Annotated in this window: 10 protein-coding genes and 1 pseudogene; 6 read left to right on the plus strand and 5 right to left on the minus strand. The window is 73.8% G+C overall.

Translation table 11 applies throughout. The features are described 5' to 3' along the window. Positions 1 to 1,359, minus strand: a complete 1,359-nt coding sequence (locus FB563_RS36510) for a lectin (RefSeq protein ID WP_055710450.1) — start codon at positions 1,357 to 1,359, stop codon at positions 1 to 3. 151 nt (positions 1,360 to 1,510) lie between these two features. On the opposite strand from FB563_RS36510, the gene FB563_RS36515 reads away from it, so the two are divergent. Next, positions 1,511 to 2,449: a hypothetical protein gene (locus FB563_RS36515; RefSeq protein ID WP_055710449.1), complete on the plus strand. Its 939-nt coding sequence runs from the start codon at positions 1,511 to 1,513 to the stop codon at positions 2,447 to 2,449. A 258-nt stretch (positions 2,450 to 2,707) separates the two neighbouring features. On the opposite strand, the gene FB563_RS36520 is transcribed toward FB563_RS36515, so the two are convergent. Continuing rightward, positions 2,708 to 4,594, minus strand: coding sequence for an ABC transporter ATP-binding protein (locus FB563_RS36520; protein WP_142219208.1), 1,887 nt, complete (start codon positions 4,592 to 4,594; stop codon positions 2,708 to 2,710). Positions 4,595 to 4,690: 96 nt separating this feature from the next. On the opposite strand from FB563_RS36520, the gene FB563_RS36525 reads away from it, so the two are divergent. Both FB563_RS36525 and FB563_RS36530 read left to right on the plus strand, forming a co-directional pair. Next, positions 4,691 to 5,665: a lysylphosphatidylglycerol synthase transmembrane domain-containing protein gene (locus FB563_RS36525; protein ID WP_055707957.1), complete on the plus strand. Its 975-nt coding sequence runs from the start codon at positions 4,691 to 4,693 to the stop codon at positions 5,663 to 5,665. A gap of 41 nt (positions 5,666 to 5,706) precedes the next feature. Then, the gene (locus tag FB563_RS36530; protein ID WP_055707956.1) at positions 5,707 to 6,471 is read left to right on the plus strand and encodes a crotonase/enoyl-CoA hydratase family protein; all 765 of its coding nucleotides are present in this window, start codon (positions 5,707 to 5,709) and stop codon (positions 6,469 to 6,471) included. Positions 6,472 to 6,514: 43 nt separating this feature from the next. Here FB563_RS36530 and FB563_RS36535 read toward each other — a convergent pair whose 3' ends face one another. From FB563_RS36535 to FB563_RS36550, 3 genes and pseudogenes are all read right to left on the minus strand, one after another. Further along, the gene (locus FB563_RS36535) at positions 6,515 to 8,044 is read right to left on the minus strand and encodes an FAD-dependent oxidoreductase (RefSeq protein WP_411573202.1); all 1,530 of its coding nucleotides are present in this window, start codon (positions 8,042 to 8,044) and stop codon (positions 6,515 to 6,517) included. A 329-nt stretch (positions 8,045 to 8,373) separates the two neighbouring features. Next, a pseudogene (locus FB563_RS36545) lies at positions 8,374 to 9,762 on the minus strand (FAD-dependent oxidoreductase); the annotation flags it as partial. Beyond that, complete coding sequence (locus FB563_RS36550) at positions 9,759 to 11,189, minus strand: FGGY family carbohydrate kinase (RefSeq protein WP_055707955.1); 1,431 nt, start codon at positions 11,187 to 11,189, stop codon at positions 9,759 to 9,761. The pseudogene FB563_RS36545 and the gene FB563_RS36550, both read right to left, overlap by 4 nt. A gap of 250 nt (positions 11,190 to 11,439) precedes the next feature. Here FB563_RS36550 and FB563_RS36555 point away from each other — a divergent pair, with 250 nt between their 5' ends. The 3 genes from FB563_RS36555 to FB563_RS36565 all read left to right on the plus strand — a co-directional run bounded on the left by FB563_RS36555 (position 11,440) and on the right by FB563_RS36565 (position 15,274). Next, on the plus strand, positions 11,440 to 12,426 hold the full coding sequence (locus FB563_RS36555) for a hypothetical protein (RefSeq protein WP_055707954.1): 987 nt from the start codon (positions 11,440 to 11,442) through the stop codon (positions 12,424 to 12,426). Between the two features lie 41 nt (positions 12,427 to 12,467). Beyond that, the gene (locus tag FB563_RS36560) at positions 12,468 to 14,000 is read left to right on the plus strand and encodes an amino acid permease (protein ID WP_055707953.1); all 1,533 of its coding nucleotides are present in this window, start codon (positions 12,468 to 12,470) and stop codon (positions 13,998 to 14,000) included. 182 nt (positions 14,001 to 14,182) lie between these two features. Next, the gene (locus FB563_RS36565; RefSeq protein WP_055707952.1) at positions 14,183 to 15,274 is read left to right on the plus strand and encodes a mechanosensitive ion channel family protein; all 1,092 of its coding nucleotides are present in this window, start codon (positions 14,183 to 14,185) and stop codon (positions 15,272 to 15,274) included. The last annotated feature ends 103 nt before the right edge of the window (positions 15,275 to 15,377 follow it).

The raw sequence follows: 15,377 nt of genomic DNA on the forward strand, positions 1-15,377 counted from the left end.
TCAGCCGGTGTATGCGGCGAAGACGCGGGTGTAGTCCCAGTCGGACTGGCTCACGCCGGAGCAGCTGTCGGCGGGACCGCCGGTGCACGGCCGGTCGCGGTTGGCGGACCAGAAGGTCAGCCTGGCGAGGTGGTGGGCCTGTGCGTAGGCGAGGATGGTGCGGAAGTCGTTCACCGTGACGGTCTCGTTGTTGTCGGTGATCCCGTTCATGGACGAGATGCCCATGTCCCGGTACGCCTGGTCGTCGCTGTAGTGGTAGGCGTTCTTCAGCGCGTTCTTCAGGCCCTCGGCGGCCTGCGTGGTGAGGTTGCCCATGTTCTGTCCGGCGCCGCCGAAGTCGAACGGCATGATGGCCCAGGCGTCCACGGTCAGCCCGGAGGAGGCGGCCCGGTTGATGAGGCTGGTGTCGGGGCCGGACTGTCCCGTGCCCTGGGTGATGTACACCTTCAGGCCGGGGTTGTCGGCCTTGACGGTCTTCAGCGCGTCCACGGTGCGCTGCTGCACGGTGGCGCTGCTGTAGGCGTCGGCCTCGATGTCGATGTCGATCGCCTTGAGGCCGTAGGCGTTGATGACCTTCTGGTAGGCAGCGGCCAGTTCGCCGGCGCTGGAGCAGGAGCTCTCCAGCTTGTTGCCGCTGTAGCCGCCGAAGGACGGGATGATGTCACCGCCGTTCGCCCGCACGGTGTTGACGGTCTGCTGGTCGACCCCGCCGGTCAGCGGGCGGCTGCCGTCCCACTGCGGGTTGCAGTAGCCGTTGCTGAGCACGAAGGCGAGGGTGAACCACTTCACGCCGGTGGCCTGGGTGATGGTGGACGGGTTGGGCGGGCTGCCCCAGCCGTTGTAGAGGTACGGCGCGACGGCCATCGGCGCGGACGGGGTGCCGTCGCCGCCGCTCGCGGGTGCGTTCCACTTCTGGTTGGCGCCGCCGCTGCAGCTCCAGATCTGCGTCCGGGTGCCGTTGGCGGAGTTGTTGTCGGTGACGTCCAGGCACTTGTTCGCCTGGGGGTTGACGATGTCGTGGGCGGCGGTGACGGTCCACTTCTGGTTCGCGCCGCCGGTACAGGACCACAGCTGCACCTTGGCGCCGTCGGCGGTCGAATTGCCGGTCACGTCGAGGCACTTGCCGAGGGCGCGGATCGTGCCGTCGCTGCCGACCGTCCACTGCTGGGCGTTCGTGCCGTTGCAGTCGTAGAGCTGGACGGGCGTGCCGTCGGCCGAGTTGGCCCCGGCGACGTCGAGACACTTGCCGGCGAGCCCGGTGATGGCTCCGGTCGCGGCCTGGGCGGGGGAAGCGGTGAGCAGTCCGGCGGAGAGTGCCAGGACGCCGAGGGAGACTGCTGCCGGGAGAGGTCTGGCCATGTTCGGGCGGCCTTTCGCGTGGGGGGTTGCGGGCCAACGCCCATGAGCGAACCGGGCGTTGAAGGTCCGTAGACTTTATTTAAGGCGTGAAACTAAAGGTACGGACCAGCTGCGTCAAGTGGTGTGACAGGTCTTCACTAGCGTGGGTCCCATGGGTTATGACACGAGCTTCCACCCCGTCGACCTGCCGCTGATCGAGCGACGGCTGCTGCCGTACCTCGCCGGACACGGGGACGACGACGCCATCGACGATCTGATCGCCCGCGCCGTCGCGCTACGAAAGAACCGCTTCCGCGCCAAGGCCTGGGCGCTGGGCGTGCTGGAGCACGCCCTCGACGACGAGAGCCTCGGGTTCGAGACACGACTGCACCTGTGGGGCCGCCCCTTCCTCATCGTCGGGGCCGGCCCGGAGCGGATCAGCGAGGACATGCAGCGGTATCTCGCCGCCTCCCCGGAGGAGGTGGACACGATCGCGCTCGAGATGATCGGCAGGCTCGACCCCGCCCTGCCCGCAAAGGTCCGGCCCGACACGGACGGGCGGTTGCCCGGCGATGCCGTGATCGCGCAGGGCCTCGCAGGCCCCTTGCGCATCCTGCGCGGTGCGGCGCTGGCCCTGCGCGCGGGAACGCCGGTCGTGCGGCACCCCTCCGACGGCAGGGAGCTGGACGCGGCCCGGCTGCTGACCCGCGAGGTTCCGTTCACGGTGCTGGAGTTCGCCTCCGCCCTGCTGCCGGGCTGGATGTCACGTGGCTACACCTGGCCCACTCGGCTGTGCGCGGAAGCCGGCCTGGCCGTCGAGGGCTTCACCGCGCCCACGGCGCTGGACGGTCTGCTGCGCGCGGAGTTCCCCCGTCTGGAGTGGCCCGAACCGCCCGCCACGATCGTCGCGAACTACTCGGTCGGCGGCCTGGTCCCGGCAACGGCGACCGGCGCGGCGCGCGCCCATCTCGCCGGGCACCAGGGGAAGTTGGCAGGTGACCCCGTCGATCTGCGGAAGATCGACGAGGCCCTCGGCGTGGCCGGCCGTCTCGGTGTCGCCTTCTGCGAGGCCACCGAGGTCTACAGCGGCCTGGAAGGCAACCTCAACTGACCCCGCCCCCCGCCTCCGACCTCCCGCACCACAGCAGCCTGGAAGGCGACCTCAACTGCCTCCCAACCCCGGCCTCCGCCCTCCCCCACCCCGCGAACCGCCGCCGGCACAGCTCCGCGTACCACCCAGCACCCGGGCCGGTCGGCGCGCACTCCCCCGAACCGCGGAAGACCGACAACGCCCTGAGCGCGGCCACCGCCGTCCCGGTGTCGCCCTTTGCGGAAACCACCGAGGTCCGCAGAAGCCTGGAAGGCAGCCTCAGCTGACCGCCACTTCGGCGTCCGGCTCCGCTCGCCCCGCGAACTGCGTCCGGTGCAGCTCGGCATAGCGTCCGTCCGCCGCCAGCAACTCCTCGTGCGTGCCCCGTTCCACGATCCGCCCGGACTCCACGACGAGGATCTGGTCGGCGGCCCGGACCGTGGACAGGCGGTGGGCGATGACCACGGCGGTGCGGCCCTCCAGGGCCTCGGTGAGGGCCTCCTGGACGGCCGCCTCGGAGGTGTTGTCCAGGTGGGCGGTGGCCTCGTCCAGGATGACCACACGCTGCCGGGCCAGCAGCAGCCGGGCGATGGTCATGCGCTGGCGTTCGCCGCCGGACAGACGGTAGCCGCGCTCGCCGACCACCGTGTCCAGGCCGTCGGGCAGGGACCGTACGACGTCGGCCAGGCGGGCGCGGCCGAGGGCGTCCCAGAGCTCCTCGTCCGTGGCGTCGGGCCGGGCCAGCAGCAGGTTGGCGCGGACGCTGTCGTGGAACAGGTGGCCGTCCTGGGTGACCATGCCGAGCGTGCCGCGCAGGGACGCGGCCGTGAGGTCGCGGACGTCGACCCCGCCCAGCCGCACCGCGCCCGCGTCGACGTCGTACAGGCGCGGCAGCAGCTGGGCGATGGTGGACTTGCCGGCACCGGAGGAGCCGACGAGGGCGACGGTCTGTCCGGGTTCGGCGCGGAAGGAGACGCCGTGCAGGACCTCGGAGCCGCCGCGGCTGTCGAGGGCGGCGACCTCCTCCAGGGAGGCGAGGGAGACCTGGTCGGCCGAGGGGTACGAGAAGCGGACGTCGTCGAACTCGACGGCGACCGGACCCTCGGGGACCTCGCGGGCGTCCGGCTTCTCCTCGATCAGCGGCTTGAGGTCCAGCACCTCGAAGACCCGCTCGAAGCTGACGAGCGCGCTCATGACCTCGACCCGGGCTCCGGCGAGCGCGGTCAGCGGGGCGTACAGACGGGTCAGCAGCAGGGCGAGGGAGACGACCGCGCCGGCCTGCAGAGTGCCGTGCAGCGCGAACCAGCCGCCGAGGCCGTAGACGAGGGCCAGCGCGAGGGCGGAGACCAGGGTGAGGGAGGTGATGAACACCGACTGGGCCGTGGCCGTGCGGACGCCGATGTCCCGGACTCGCGCGGCGCGGGCCGTGAACTCCGCCGACTCCTCCTCGGGGCGGCCGAACAGCTTGACCAGGGTGGCGCCGGGCGCGGAGAAGCGCTCGGTCATCCGGGTTCCCATGGCCGCGTTGAGCGCCGCCGCCTCGCGCTGCATGCGCGCCATCCGGGTGCCCATGCGGCGTGCGGGCAGCACGAACACAGGCAGCAGCACCAGCGCGAGCAGGGTGATCTGCCAGGACAGGGTGAGCATCACCGCGAGGGTGAGCAGCAGCGTGACCAGGTTGCTGACCACGCCGGAGAGAGTGTTGGCGAACGCCCGCTGGGCGCCGATCACGTCGTTGTTGAGTCGGCTGACCAGCGCTCCCGTACGAGTCCGTGTGAAGAACGCGACGGGCATGCGCTGCACATGATCGAACACAGCCGTTCTGAGGTCGAGGATGAGTCCCTCCCCGAGCGTCGCCGACAGGCGCCGGCCGAGGATGCCGAGCCCCGCCTCCGCGAGGGCGACGAGCGCGATGAGCAGGGAGAGCCGGACCACCGTGCCGGAGTCGTGCCCCGCCACGATCGCGTCCACGACACGGCCGGCGAGCACCGGGGTGGCCACGGCGAGCAGGGCCGTGGCCACCCCGAGCAGTACGAACCGGACGATGCCCGCGCGGTGCGGGCGGGCGAAGGCGGCGATACGGCGCAGCGTGGCCCGGGCGAAGGGTCTGCGCTCGGACTGTGCGTTCATCACGCTGTGCAGCTGCATCCATGCGGTGGTCTCCATGCTCATAAGAGAGAACGTAGAACCTCAACCTTCGTTGAGGTCAATGTTCCCGTCTTTTCACCCCCCGTTGGGACGGCAGGGAGAACCTCTGCGGATGTGACTGCCGTCCCGCTCTCCCCACCTCCCCGGGGACGACTCCCCCGTCGCGTCCCCGTCCGCCACGTGCTGTGCCTGGTGCCGCTCGTCCTCGTCGCCGTGGTCGCCCTGCGGAACCGCTCGCTGCTCGCCGAGGGCTTCGGCCAGCTGCGCACCGCCTCCTGGCCGTGGCTGCTCGCGGCGGCCGGTGCCACGTGTCTGACCTGGGTGGCCGCCGCGTTCACCCGGCAGGGCGCGGTGGTGCAGCCGCTGCCGAAGGGGCGGCTGCTGGCCACCCAGTTCGCGGCGGCCTCGGCCAACCATCTGCTGCCCACCGGGCTGGGCGCGGGCGCGGTGAACCTGCGCTTCATGACCGTGTGCGGGGTGCCGCTCGCCCGCTCCTCGGCCGCGCTCGCCCTGTATCTGCTGGCCGAGTCGGTGGGCCGGGTCGGTCTGCTGTCCGTGCTGCTGCTGGCCTTCCCCGACGCACTGGACCTCGGCCCCCTGCTGCCGGACGGCTCGGCCCTGCCGCTGCTGCTGGGCGCGGCCGGCCTGCTGGTGACGGCGGCGGCCGTCGTGGCCCTCGTACGACCGCTGCGCGCACGCGTGTGCGCGTTCGTCCGGGACGCCCTCGGCGAGGCACGGTCGGTGCACACCCGGCCGGCCCGGGCGCTGGCTCTGTGGGGCGGCTCGCTGGCCTTCCCCGCGCTGCAGGCGGCCGGTCTGGCCGCGGTCGGCCAGGCGCTCAGGCTGCCGGTGCCGGTGGCGCACATGGTGCTCGCCTACCTCGCGGCGACGGTGGCGGTGGCGCTGGTGCCCACTCCGGGCGGGCTGGGCTCGGTCGAGGCGGCGCTGATCGTGGCCCTGGTCGCGGTCGGCGGCCCGGCCGCGGTGGCCACGGCGGTGGTCCTCGCCTACCGGATCATCACCGTGTGGGTGCCGCTGCTGCCGGGCGCGCTGACCCTGGGGGCGCTGGTACGGCTCAAGGTCATCTGAGGCACAGTGGCCTTGCCGAACCAGAACCAGGAGGGCTTCCCATGCCGGTCCGCGTGGAGCGCACGGAGTACGTCACCACGGTCGTCCTGTCCCGGCCGGCGGCCCGCAACGCGGTGGACGGCCCCACGGCCGCCGAACTCGCCTCCGCCTTCCGCGAGTTCGAGGCCGACGACACCGCCCGGGTGGCGGTGCTGTGGGGTGAGGGCGGCACGTTCTGCGCGGGGGCGGACCTGAAGGCGATCGGTACCGGGCGCGGCAACCGGGTGGCCGAGGACGGTGACGGGCCGATGGGGCCGACCCGGATGCGGCTGTCGAAACCGGTGATCGCTGCCGTCGCCGGGCACGCGGTCGCGGGCGGCCTCGAACTCGCCCTGTGGTGCGATCTGCGGGTCGCTGAGGAGGACGCCGTGTTCGGGGTGTTCTGCCGCCGCTGGGGCGTGCCGCTGATCGACGGCGGCACGGTACGGCTGCCCCGGCTGATCGGCACCGGCCGGGCCATGGACATGATCCTCACCGGCCGCCCGGTACAGGCCCGGGAGGCCCACGAGATGGGCCTCGTGAACCGTGTGGTGCCCACGGGGCGCGCCCGCGCCGAGGCCGAGGCGCTGGCCGCTGCCATCGCCCGCTTCCCGCAGGCCTGCCTGCGCAGCGACCGCGCGTCGGTCCTCGACCAGGAGGGCCTGGACGAGGAGACGGCCCTGCGCGGGGAACTCCGGCACGGCCTGGGCGTGCTGGCGGAGAGCGCGGAGGGCGCCGCCCGGTTCGCCGCCGGGTCGGGGCGGCACGGGTCGTTCACGGACCTGTGAGCGCCCCCTGTCGGCCCTCGGACGCTTCCGGCGGCCGGCCCGCTCAGCCCGCGCTCACCCGTACCTCGCCGCCCTTCGGGTCGACCCGGCCCGTCCAGCCTGCGGTCAGGGTCAGGGTGCGGTTGGGCAGTGCGGTCCCGAGCGTCGGCCGCTCGCGGTGCAGGAGGCGGCCGTCCTGGTGGACCCGGAGGACGGGGCGGGTCAGCGGGGTGCTGGTGCGCAGGACGTAACGGGTGGGCGGGTCGGCGGGGACGACACGGTTGGGGGCGATCCAGCGCAGCGGAGCCTCGACGGCGAGCGGGACTGCCGGGTCCGGCCAGGGGGCGCCCGCCAGGAAGTCCAGGACGGTGCCGGCCACCCCGTTCCCCTCGGCGGCCGCGGTGCCGGCGCGCTCGACGGCGTGCAGGACGTTCCCGGCGGCGAAGACCCCGGGGCGCGAGGTGCGCAGGGCGCCGTCGACGGCGGGACCGCGGGTGCCGGGGTCCAGGGCGAGGGCGCCACGGCGGGCGAGTTCGTGGTCGGGGAGGAAGTCGCCGGTGAACACGACGGTGTCGCAGGCCAGTACGGCCGTACGGCCGTCGCGGTGACGGACGCGGACGCCGGACAGGCGGCCGTGCCCGAGGAGTTCGGTGACCGTGGTGTACGTCAGCAGCGGGACGCGGTCGAGCAGCCGGGCCGACCGGGCGCGGACCCGGCCGGTCTGGGCGCACGGGTGTTCCGTGACCAGAGCCACGACCTCGGCGCCGGCCGCGCGCACGGTGTCGGCGGCCGCGTACGAGACGTCCTCGGAGCCGACGACGACCGCACGGGTGCCGACGCGCTGCCCGAACAGGTGGACCGCCTGTTGGAGTTCGCCGGTGGTGTAGACACCGGCGGGCCGGGTTCCGGGCACCAGCCGGGCGGTGCGCGGCCGTTCGCGGGCCCCGGTGGCCAGTACGACGGCCCGCGCCTCGATGACCTCGGGCCCGCCGGGTCCGACGGCGGTGAGCAGCGTGCCGATCCTCGGTCCGACAGTGGTGAGAGGCGTGCCGATGCTCGGTCCCACGGTGGTGAGCGGCGTGCCGATGCTCGGTCCCACGGCACCGGACACCGGCCCGCGGCCGGCGCCGGCACGGTCGGCCGGGCTCGCCGGTCCGACCGGCCCGGTTCCGGCAGCGCTCGCCCCCACGGTCCGGCCGGTCGCGGCGGGTGCCGCCGGGAACTCCTCGGCCCGGCCCCGGTCCGTGAAACTCCCCCCTGCCCCGGGGCCCCGGTCCGCCGCCGCATCCTGGTCGTTCCCGGCCTCCGGAGCCGCAGCCCACGCCCAGTCCAGTACGGTCACCCCGGTGCGGATCACCGCTCCCGCGCGGTCGGCGGCCTCGGTCAGCAGGCGGGCGTAGGCGGGTCCGGTCAGCGGGCGGGTCCATGCGCCGAAGCCGCCGTGCGCACAGTGCCGCGGCACTCCGCCCGCCTCCGCCTCCCGCTCCAGCACCTCCACCCGTCCCACGCCGGAGACTGCCAGCCGTGCCGCGGCGGCGAGTCCGGCTGGCCCGGCACCGACGACGAGAACGTCGACGCGGCGAGGTGTCGTCATGCCCGCCCCTTCCCGAACGGCTTCCGCCGCCGCACCGTCTCCCCGGCGCACGGCTCCTGCCGCACCGGCTCTCGGGCCGACGACTCCCGTCCCAAGCGCTCCCCGTCGGCCGACTGCCGTCGCACCGCCTCCCCCGTGCACCAACCCTGCCCCACCGGCCCGCCGCCGGCCGGCTCTCGCCCTACCGCCTCCCCGTCGGGCAGCTCTCGCCTCATCGCCTCCCCGTCGGGCAGCTCTCGCCGCGGCGCCTCCCCGTCCGCGGGATCTCGCCGCACCGCTGCACCAACGGCTGGCTCCCGCGGCGCCGACCCGCCCTCGGGAAAGCCCCGTTCGAACAGCTCGCGCACCGCCGCCCCGCAGGAGAACCCCTGGCACCGGCCCGCCCGGGCCCGGGTCCGGCGGCGCAGGCCCTCCAGGGTGCGGGGTGGGATCGTGCTCGCGAGGGCGTCGCGGATCTCGCCGCGGGAGACGCGCTCGCAGTGGCAGACGAGGCGGCCGTACTCGGGATCGGCGGCGATGAGTCCGGGCCGCTGGTAGGGGCGCGGGAAGGCCTCGCCGAGGTTGGGCATGGTCAGCGGGTCCGGCTCACGCACCGGGCCGAGGTCGAGCCCGGTGCCGGCCAGCAGGCCGGTGACGTGGGCGGCGATGGCCATCGACGCGGTCAGGCCGGTGGAGCGGATGCCGCCGACGGTGACGTACGCCTGCTCGGGGTGGGCGGCGATGCGGTAGTCCTCCTGGCCGGTGGCCGCGCGCAGGCCGGCGTAGACGGCGGTGACCTCCTCGTCGAGGAGCGCGGGCAGGACACGGCGGCCCTTGTCCCGCAACCCGGCCAGGCCCTCGGCGGTCAAGCCGGTGGCCCGCTTGTCGTCCAGGTCCTCGGCGGTGGGGCCGAGCAGCACGTTGCCGTAGACGGTCGGCGCGACCAGCACACCCTTGCCGAGCGCGGTCGGGACGGGCAGCAGGATGTGCCTCACGAGCGGGCGGGCGAACTTGTCGTACACCAGCAGCTGGCCGCGGCGCGGGGTGACGGTGAAGTCCTCGTGGCCGAGCAGCCGGTCGACGGTGTCGGCGTGGAGTCCGGCCGCGTTGACCAGGTGGCGGGCGTGCAGGGTGCCGCGGGAGGTGGTCAGGCGGTGGCCGCGCTGTGAGTGACTCGCCCGCTGGACCGCCGTGTTCAGGTGCAGGTCCGCTCCGGCGCGCACCGCCTGGGTGGCGTACGCCAGGGTCGTCGTCCAGGGGCAGATGATGCTCTCGCCGGGCACGTGCAGGGCGCCGAGCGCTCCGGGGCCGAGGTGGGGCTCGCGGGCGTACAGTTCGCCGGGGCCCAGCAGGCGCGTCTCGTGGTAGCCGTTGCGCTCGGCCTTCCCGGCCAGCCGGGGCAGCGCGGCCAGCTGCTCCTCGTCCCAGGCGACCAGCAGGGCGCCGACCCGTTCGACGGGGATGCCGGACTCGGCCGCGTAGGCGCCGAGCCGCTCGTACCCCTCGCGGACCAGCCGGGCCTCCAGGGTTCCCGGGGCCGCGTCGAAACCGGTGTGCAGGATCGCCGTGTTGGCCTTGGAGGTGCCCTGCCCGACGTCGTCCTGGGCCTCGACCAGCGCCACGTCCAGGCGGGGGTGGCGGGCGAGTTCGCGGGCGATGGCGCAGCCGACCACCCCGGCGCCGACGATCGCGACGTCGTACGTCCGTGGGGGCAGCGGGCCTTCCGCGGTGACGGTCATGAACCGAGCAGTGCGGCCACGGCGGCCCGGAAGCCGGCGCGGCGTTCGGCGGCCTGGTCGGCGGTGATGCGGGGTTCGTACACGGCGGCGGGCTTCCAGTCGGGCAGGGCCTGTTCGACGCCCAGGGTACGGTCCGCGCCGAGGCGGGCCAGGGCGGCCGCACCGAGCGCGGTCGCGTCGGGCAGCGCCGAGACCTCGACGGGGCGTTGCAGCAGGTCGGCCTGGGTCTGCATGAGCAGGGCCGAGCGGGTGAGGCCGCCGTCGACGCGGAGGGTGTCCAGGGGGGCGCCGAGGTCGGTGGCGGCCGCGTCGGCGAGCTCGGCGACCTGGGCGGCGACGCCCTCGCACAGCGCCCGCACCAGATGGCCGGGGCCGGTGTCGAGGCCGAGTCCGGTCAGCGAGCCGCGCAGGTCGCCGCGCCACCAGGGTGCGGCGAGTCCGGCGAGGGCGGGCACGAAGGTGACGCCGCCGCTGTCGGGGACGGCGCCGCCGACGGGGTCGAGGTCGGCGGCGGAGGAGATGACCCCGAGGTCGCACAGCCAGCGGACGGCGGAGGCCGCGGTGTAGACCTGGCCGTCGAGGCAGTAGCTGGTCGCGCCGGCCAGCCGCCAGGCCACGCAGCTGACCAGGCCGGAAGTGCCGCGCCGGGGCCGGTCGCCGGTGTGCGCGAGCAGGAACGCGCCGGTGCCGTAGGTGCACTTGGCGGCGCCGGGTGCGGTGACGCGCTGGGCGAGCAGGGCGGCCTGCTGGTCGACGATCAGTCCGGTGAGCGGGATCTCGCGGCCGAACGCCGTGGTGACGCCGATGTGCTGGGCGTTGTCGGCGGGCTGCGGGAGCCGTTCGTCGGCCAGGCCGTACATCTCCAGCGCCCTCGGCGACCAGTGGGCGCCGTCGAGGTCGAGGAGCTGGGTACGGCCCGCGGTGGCGGCGTCGGTGGCGAAGGCGCCGGTGAGGCGGTGCACCAGCCAGGCGTCGGAGGTGGTGACGACGCCCTCGCGGGTGAGGTGGCGGCGGATCCAGGCCATCTTGGGCGCGGCGAAGTACGGGTCGAGGGGCAGCCCCGTCAGGTGGCGCAACTCCTCGGCGTGCGCCGCGAGTTCGGTACACACGGTCTCGGCGCGCCGGTCCTGCCACACCAGGGCGTCGGTGAGCGGGCGGCCGTCGGCGGGGTCCCAGGCGAGGACGGTCTCGCCCTGGTTGGCCAGGCCCAGGGCCACGACGTCCTCGCCGGCCTCGGCGAGCGCCCGCCGGCCGGCGTCGACCACGGAGCCGTACAGCTCGGCCGGGTCCACCTCGACCAGCCCGCCCGGCAGATACCGGGGGCGGACCTCGGCGAAGGCGGAGCCCAGGACTCCGCGCTCCGGACAGACCACGAGGGCCTTGGTGCCGGACGTGCCCTGGTCGACGGCGAGCACCGGACCCGTCATCGCGCCCTACCCCGTTCCGCACCGAAGATCACCGCGCCAGCCTGCCGCCGCGGCGGGACGGCGTCAAGCACCCCTGGGCGGTCAACTGGCCCGAGCGGATGGTTGAGTTGGCAACAATGGCATGGTGAAACCCGCGCCTCTATAGTGACCGCCGACCAGCACCCCACACCTCCGTACCGCCCACAGGAGGGCTGTTGCCACGCCACCCCGCCAGCTCGCCCGCGCGCCAGTGGCCGGGGGCGGACGGCTGATGGCCAGAGAAGGACCCCGTCCCTCCTACGACCCCGCCGGCCCCGACCACGCCCTGCGCGCCGCCCTGCAGGACCTGCGCACCGGCCGCTGGATGGCCATGCGCACGCTGCTCGCGGACACCCCGCCCGGATGGCAGTGGACCCAGCGCACCCAGGTCCTCGGGGCGGCCGCCGCCGGCACCGATGTGGTGCGCGCCTGGCTCACGGAGGAGCCGGGCAGCTTGTACGCCGCGGTGATGCAGGCGCGGGTCGGGGTGGAGCGGGCCCTGCGCGCCCGGCGTGAACGGCACCGCCGTACCCACGAGTTGTGGATCGAAGCCTGGGACGCCGCCCAGTCCGCCACCGTCCTCGCCCCGCGGGACCCGGTGCCCTGGGTGTGTCTGCTGGCGCTGGCCCAGCTGGATCCGGAGCAGCGCTGGGAGGAGCACCGGGTGCCCGCGCCCGAGCCGATGCTGCCGCCGGGACCCTGGGGGCTGCTGGCCGAGGCCGGCCGGCGCGACCCGTACAACCGGGAGGCCCACCACCGGATGCTGCAGTTCCTGTACGTGCGCGGCGGCTCGGGCCGGATCGCGGAGGCCGCCGGCTACGCCCAGTGGGCCGCCGGGCAGGCGCCGCCCGGCTCGGCGCTGCACCTGCTGCCGCTGTACGTCCGCGTCGAGCGCTACCGGCGCGACAGCGGGCACGACGCGGCGCTCGACCTGCACTGGGTGGCGGAGGACGCGGCCCGCGAGGCCCGGCGCGCCCTGCGATCCTGGTTCGAGCGCACTCACGAGGCCGAGCGCGCGCTGCCGGACCTCAACCACCTGGCCCACGCCCTGTGGGGCTCGCTCCAATTCCCCGACGCGGCCCGGGTGTTCGACGCCATCGGACCGTACTTCACGCCCCCGCCCTGGATGTACCGCACGCCCGACCGCGACCGTGCCGTGGAGGTCTTCACCCAGGCCCGGGACCGCTGCCGCGCGGCCGCGGACGGCTCCCGCACCTGAACGGCACCTGTCTCCGCCCCTCTTGACCCGGAGGTCCCCGCATGTCCCCCACCCCCGAACCCGCGCCCTCCTCGGGCCTGCCCCAGCAGGACGAGGAGAAGCGGCTGCGCGAACTCGGCTACCGGCCGGTGCTGGCGCGCCGCATGGGCGGCTTCGGCAACTTCGCGATCAGCTTCTCGGTGATCTCGATCCTGTCCGGCTGCATGACCCTGTACGGCTTCGGCCTGAACACCGGCGGCCCGGCCGTGATGCTGTGGGGCTGGGCGGGCGTCGGCCTGTTCGTGCTGTGCGTCGGCCTCGCGCTCGCCGAGGTCACCAGCGCCTACCCGACCTCCGGCGCCCTGTACTACATGGCCGACCGGCTCGGCGGCCGGCGCTGGGGCTGGTACACCGGCTGGCTGAATCTGCTCGGTCTGCTGGGCGCGATCGCCGGCATCGACTACGGCGCCGCCCTGTTCACCGGCGCGTTCGCCAACCTCCAGTGGGGCTTCACGCCCACGCCCGGCAGGACCATGCTGATCTTCTGCGCCATCCTGCTGCTGCACGCGGTGCTGAACCTGTTCGGCGTCCGCCTGGTCAGCCTGCTCAACTCGGTCAGCGTGTGGTGGCATCTGGCGGGTGTCGCGCTCATCGTCGGCGCGCTCGCGATCGTCCCCGACCACCACCGGTCGGCGTCCTTCGTGTTCACGAAGTTCGTCAACGAGACCGGCTGGCACAACCCGCTCTACGTGGCGGCGATCGGCCTGCTGCTCGCGCAGTACACGTTCTCCGGTTACGACGCCTCCGCGCACCTGTCCGAGGAGACCTCGCAGGCCTCGGTGTCCGCGGCGCGCGGCATCGTACGGTCCATCTGGGCGTCCTGGATCGCGGGCTTCGTCCTGCTCGCCGGGCTGACCTTCGCCATCCAGGACTACGACGCCACGCGCAACACCGCCACCGGTGTGCCGCCCGCGCAGATCCTGCTCGACGGCCTGGGCACCGGCGGCGCGAGCGCGCTGCTGCTGGTGGTGATCGTCGCCCAGCTGTTCTGCGGCAACGCCGAGGTCGCGGCGGCCAGCCGGATGGTGTTCGCGTTCAGCCGCGACGGCGCGCTGCCCGGCTCCCACCTGTGGCGCACGGTGAGCAGCCGCACCCAGACCCCGGTCGCCGCCGTCTGGCTGTCCGTCGTCGTGGCCGGCGTGCTCGCCCTGCCGTCGCTGTACTCGGCGACGGCGTACAACGCGGTGACGGCCATCAACGTCATCGGCATCACCCCCGCCTACGCCATTCCCGTGCTGCTGCGGCTGCGCGCGGGCGACCGTTTCCGGCCAGGGCCCTGGCATCTGGGCCGCTGGAGCAGGCCGGTCGGCTGGATCGCGGTGGTCTGGGTGGCCTGTGTGACGGTGCTGTTCTGCCTGCCGCAGGCCTCGCCGGTCACCGTCGACACGATGAACTACGCGTCGGTGGCGCTCGCCGTCGTCCTGGTCCTGGCGACCGTCTGGTGGTACGTCGCCCGCCGTTCGTACGGCACGCCCACCGCCGCCGCGTACGGCGACGACCGCGACCAGGCCGAACTCGCGGAGGGCATCGTCTGAGCGGTGGCGCGGTGCGGCCGGTCCGGGTGCGAACTGGCGTTCCGGATACGGCAGGATGAGCGATCGCGCCGGTCACCGGGGTTCACGGGCAGCCGGCGCGATCGCACATCCGCACATCGAGCAGGTGACAACGTGACGAGACCTCACAACTTGGCAGCAGGCGCGCACCCCGGAGGTGACCGGTGAACCGCGCGCTGACCCTGGACGACCTCGTCCTCGCCGGAATCGCGGTGGCGGCGGGCCTGTTGCTCGCCTTCCTGTCCCGCACCCTGCTGCGCTGGCTCGCGAAGCACGCCAAGCGGACCCGCTGGAGCGGCGACGACGTCATCGTGGACGCCCTGCGCTCGGTCGTGCCGTGGGCGGCGATCGCGGGCGGTGCGGCGGCGGCCGCGGTGGTGCTCCCGCTGACCCGGACCGTCCAGCAACACGTCAACCAGGTCCTGGAGGTCTGGCTGATCTTCGTGGTGACCCTGTCCGCGGCCCGGGTGATCGCGGGTCTGGTCCGCACGGTCACCCAGTCCCGCTCGGGCGTGGCGGGCTCGGCGACCATCTTCGTCAACATCACCCGGGTCCTGGTCCTGGCCATCGGCTTCCTGGTGGTCCTGCAGACCCTCGGCATCTCCATCGCGCCCCTGCTGACCGCCCTGGGCGTCGGCGGTCTGGCGGTCGCCCTCGCCCTGCAGGACACCCTCGCCAACCTCTTCGCCGGCATCCACATCCTGGCCTCCAAGACGGTCCAGCCGGGCGACTACATCCGGCTGGGCAGCGGCGAGGAGGGGTACGTCGTCGACATCAACTGGCGCCAGACGACGGTCCGCCAGCTCTCCAACAACCTGGTGGTCATCCCCAACGGCCAGCTCGCCAAGGCCAACATGACCAACTACACGCATCCCGAGCAGCGGCTGACGGTGCTGGTGCAGGTCGGCGTCGGCTACGACTCCGACCTGGAGCACGTGGAGCGGGTCACCGCGGAGGTCGTCGCCGAGACCATGCGCGAGGTCGAGGGTGCCGTACCGGAACACGAACCCGCCATCCGCTTCCACACCTTCGGCGACTCCCGCATCGGCTTCACCGTGGTCCTCGGCGTCGGCGAGTTCAGCGACCAGTACCGCATCAAGCACGAGTTCATCAAGCGCCTGCACCGCCGCTACCGCGCGGAGGGCATCTCCATCCCCGCCCCCACCCGGACGGTGGCGCTGCAGCAGGGTGCGGTGGTGATCCCGCAGCAGCGCAGCCCGGAGGACGTGGCGGCGGGGCCCGTCCGGGGCGACTAGGCCCTGTCGTCGAACGCCAGGGCCCGGGCCGGGTCCGCGCGGGCCGGCCCGCGCGACCCCGAGAGGAGTCGTGCGAGCCGGCCGGTGCGGTGCGGGTCCCCGG

It is taken from the genome of Streptomyces puniciscabiei (assembly GCF_006715785.1).
Classification (GTDB): domain Bacteria; phylum Actinomycetota; class Actinomycetes; order Streptomycetales; family Streptomycetaceae; genus Streptomyces; species Streptomyces puniciscabiei.

Coding starts and splice junctions, on each gene's coding strand:
- FB563_RS36510 (WP_055710450.1), bottom strand. CDS start 1,359: ATGGCCAGACCTCTCCCGGCAGCAGTCTCCCTCGGCGTCCTGGCACTC.
- FB563_RS36515 (WP_055710449.1), top strand. CDS start 1,511: ATGGGTTATGACACGAGCTTCCACCCCGTCGACCTGCCGCTGATCGAG.
- FB563_RS36520 (WP_142219208.1), bottom strand. CDS start 4,594: ATGGAGACCACCGCATGGATGCAGCTGCACAGCGTGATGAACGCACAG.
- FB563_RS36530 (WP_055707956.1), top strand. CDS start 5,707: ATGCCGGTCCGCGTGGAGCGCACGGAGTACGTCACCACGGTCGTCCTG.
- FB563_RS36535 (WP_411573202.1), bottom strand. CDS start 8,044: ATGACGACACCTCGCCGCGTCGACGTTCTCGTCGTCGGTGCCGGGCCA.
- FB563_RS36550 (WP_055707955.1), bottom strand. CDS start 11,189: ATGACGGGTCCGGTGCTCGCCGTCGACCAGGGCACGTCCGGCACCAAG.
- FB563_RS36555 (WP_055707954.1), top strand. CDS start 11,440: ATGGCCAGAGAAGGACCCCGTCCCTCCTACGACCCCGCCGGCCCCGAC.
- FB563_RS36560 (WP_055707953.1), top strand. CDS start 12,468: ATGTCCCCCACCCCCGAACCCGCGCCCTCCTCGGGCCTGCCCCAGCAG.